Annotated in this window: 2 protein-coding genes and 1 pseudogene; 2 read left to right on the top strand and 1 reads right to left on the bottom strand. The window is 65.9% G+C overall.

Translation table 11 applies throughout. The annotated features are described in order from the left end of the window. Both DBR20_RS14010 and DBR20_RS14005 read left to right on the top strand, forming a co-directional pair. The coding region (locus DBR20_RS14010) for a carboxylesterase family protein (RefSeq protein WP_146187012.1) at positions 1 to 491 on the top strand (491 nt) is incomplete at its 5' end. A 51-nt stretch (positions 492 to 542) separates the two neighbouring features. Then, the gene (locus DBR20_RS14005) at positions 543 to 1,130 is read left to right on the top strand and encodes a cysteine dioxygenase family protein (protein WP_108266598.1); all 588 of its coding nucleotides are present in this window, start codon (positions 543 to 545) and stop codon (positions 1,128 to 1,130) included. A gap of 15 nt (positions 1,131 to 1,145) precedes the next feature. Here DBR20_RS14005 and DBR20_RS14000 read toward each other — a convergent pair. After that, positions 1,146 to 3,594, bottom strand: a pseudogene (locus tag DBR20_RS14000) (LamG domain-containing protein); the annotation flags it as partial.

Genomic DNA, 3,594 nt, shown 5'->3' with positions numbered 1-3,594 from the left:
TGGTGATCGCAGAGTATCGACGCCTGTACCCGCACTACTCGCCGTCAGAAGTGTTCTTTGCCGCCACCACGGCCGGCCGTTCCTGGCGCGGCGCGGTGGAAGAGCTGGAAGCGCGCGCCCGGCAGACATCGGGTGCAGCACCGACCTGGGCCTACCAGCTCGATTGGCCGTCGCCGGTGGAAGAGGGTCGCCTGCGCGCGTTCCATACACTGGATATTCCGCTGGTGTTCGACAACGCCAATCTTCCGGGTGCGCGCACCGGCGGTGGTGAAGACGTCAACATGCTGGCTGCGACGATGAGCGATGCCCTGATTGCGTTTGCGCACAACGGTGATCCGAATCACGCAGGAATGTCGCAATGGGCCCCCTATTCACTGCCACAACGGCAGACGATGGTGTTCGATCGGCACAGCCGCATGGTTGACGATCCACGCGCGGGAGAGCGTGCGCTCTATGCAAAAGTGCCGTTCGTGCAGCGCGGCACGCAGTGATGACACCGCGATGCAAACATTCTGTTAACCCGCCTCGGCTAGAGTCGGTTCATGGAAGCGATTTTCACGCCACCGCCGTTTACCGGCCGCGAACGCTTGATTGCAGGGATCGACGGCGCCGTCTGCCTGGTTGATCCGAAGGCGATCACCGATGCACTGCAGCGGGTGCTGCGCGAGGCCATCATCGATCCGCTGATCGAACTGCCTCCCTGCGTACGTCGCCCGGTGGATGGCCATTACGCACGCCGTGAACTGCACCGCAGCCCTACGCTGGGCTACAGCGTCATTGCGATGTGCTGGGGCCCGGGGCAGGGCACGCCACTGCACGACCACGATGCGATGTGGTGCGTGGAAGGTGTCTGGCAGGGCGAGTTGATCGTGACCCCGTATGCGCTGCTGGAACAACGTGGCGAGCGTCACCGCTTCGCCGCGCAGGACACGCTGTATGGTCACCGCGGCAGCGCCGGCAGCCTGATCCCGCCGCACGAGTACCACACGCTGCGCAACGCCAGCGATGAGGACATAGCGGTATCCGTGCACGTCTACCAGGGCGTGATGGAGCGCAGCGCGGTGTTCGATCCGCTGGATGACGGCTGGTACCAGCGCCGGGTGAAGGTGATGGAGACCGAAGCGTCCTGAGCGCAGCGTCAAGCGTCACCGCGGCACGTCCACCACATTGTTGAGCCGCGTCACTTCCTCACCGCCATCGGCCAGCGCAACGCGCACGCGCAGGCCACTTCGATCACCGGCCGGCAACGGCAACGACACCACCGTCGTCTTCGGCAACAGGTCAGTCGGTGCAGCCATCGCCGGCACTTCGGTGCGTGCGATCTCGCGGCCCCGCGCATCTTCCAGTACCGCTACACCCACGCCGCTGGCCACATGCCCAAGGCCGTGTACCGTCACGTGAACCTGGCGCCCGTCCACCTGCACATCACCACGGCCCACACCCAGATCCGGACGCGTTTCCACCGGCGTTCCCGCAGACACGCGCTCGAATTCGAATACCTCGGTGCGGCCGGGTTGGAACTGCATCGGTACCGAAGCACTCGTTTCCAGCTGCACCACGCGCTCGCGCGGCGTACCGTCGATGCGGCCATCGCCGTCGCCATCCACGCCACTGCGCACGCGCCAGGTACCGCTGGCCACGTTCCAACCCGTCATGTCGGCGGCAATCACGCGCGAACCGAGGTTATGGCTGGTGACCGTGAAGCGCTCGCGCGAGGGTGCATGCACCAACAACGCCACCTGTTCCGCTGCGCCCTCACGATCGAAGCGCCAGCTGACGGTGTGCCCGGGCCAGCTCTGGTTGCGCTTCAGGGCGATACCACCCAGTCGCGCACGCTGCAGGAACTCGCTCGGCGCTTCCACCCGGTCGGACCACCAATGGCCTTCGGTGTTCATGTACGCACGTTGCACCTTGGCTTGCAGACCATCCGCATGCAGTGCATCGATGTACTTCCGTTCCCCGCTGGCCTGCCATGCCATCAGGCTGGCGAAGCCGGTCTTCCCGGCATCGGCCTCGGCGGTCAGCAGCGGGTACCAGTCCTGCTGCCGGCCGAGCGCCTCCACGTAGTTCTCGCCGAGGTTGGCCAGCGCGCCGGGCCCTCCGCGCTGCACGCGGTAGTCCAGCGCCTGCAGGTACTTCGCATCGCCGGTCCAGCGCCATGCCGCCCAGAACGTGTGCATGGTGTCGCCGCTGCCGGAGCCGTTGTTGAGCTCGCCGCCACGGGTTTTACCCGTCGCCCAGTTGATCTCGTTGGGCAGGGTGAAGCGGCCCTTGTCGTCGGTACCGGCGTGGGCCAGATAGCCATCGGCCAGGCCGATCACCAGCCGGCGCCCGGTCGGGTCGGCATTGTACTGGCCCAGCAGGAAGGCCGGATGCAGCACCGGGAACGAGTATGGCTTCTGCCATTGCCAGTTCGGTTCGCGATAGACCTTGTTGCCACCGAACCAGTTGCTGGAGAACAGCAGATGGCCCTGCGGGTTGCGCAGGATGATGCGCTCGTCGAACGCCTTCACCGTTTCCATCAGCCGTTCCAGCGTCAGCGGATCGCCCCAGTTGAGGTAAAGCATCGCGCTGTTGGTGTTGATGCCCTCCTCATAGGCATGCAGCTCGTCGGTCTCGATGGTGCTCAAGCCATTGCTGAACATGCCATTGCGGTACACCGCATCCGACAGCGCGGTCAGCGACGCATTCAAGCGGTCCGGCTGCACGCCCATCAGGGCCAGTCCCGGCCATTGCTGGGTCAGGTCGGAATCGTCGGAGATGCCGCCTCCGAAATCGCCGTAGGCCACCTGGCGCTGATCGATCCACCAGTCGACGAACTGTCGCACCTGGGCCAGATCCTGCACCTGGTGGAACGCCCACGCCGGTACGCCCTTGGGCACGTCCGGCGCGATGTAGGGGGGTCGGCCCTGGCTGTTGTAGCTGATGTAGTTCCAGTACAACCGGCCCAGTTCGTGGTCCGGGTCGACCCGCAGCAGGTCGCTCAGGTCCGCGTATACGCGCGCGTACAGGCGCTGGCGCTTGGAGGTGGTGTGTTCCTCCACCAGGAAGCCCCAGTTGTCGCGCACCTGGTTGAAGCGGTCGGCCACGTGCTCCTTGATCGCCTCGGCGCGTGGCTTGAACACCAGCCGCACCTGCGCACCGTCCAGTGCCTTGGCGTCGAAGCCGGGCGCAGCCGAGGCGATGCTCAGCCACAGGCTGTCGGCGGTGAGGATGCGGTCGCGCAGGTCCAGCCACAGCGTGCGCTTCTGCCCGGGCTGCACCGAGACGGAAACATCGATCATGTCGCGCGCCGGCCAGATCGGATCCTTGATGCGGATGTTCAGCGGGATCAGCCCATCGTGCGTGGCCGGCAGGGCCAGTGCAGGGAGGTCGATGGCCACGCCATCCAGCCCGTCATGCATGTTCTCCCAGCTGTAGGCCCAGCTGCGGATCAACGGCTGGTTGGCCGGCGCATCGCCCACGCCCGAGGGGATCAGCACGTGCACGATCGGTTCCGGCTCGGCCGGCAGCGTGTCGGCGCTGCGACGTCGCGAGCCTGCGCCCTTCGGCAGCGCCATCACCGTGCTGCGTTCGGCCAGCGGGTAGCGGCCC

This window comes from Stenotrophomonas sp. HMWF023, from assembly GCF_003060985.1.
Taxonomy (GTDB): Bacteria; Pseudomonadota; Gammaproteobacteria; order Xanthomonadales; family Xanthomonadaceae; genus Stenotrophomonas; species Stenotrophomonas lactitubi.
Note: the sequence above shows the minus strand (reverse complement) of the source record. Positions and strands in the feature narration are given on the sequence as shown.

Excerpts from the sequence above, each read along its gene's own strand:
- DBR20_RS14005 (WP_108266598.1), top strand. The coding sequence starts at position 543 with ATGGAAGCGATTTTCACGCCACCGCCGTTTACCGGCCGCGAACGCTTG.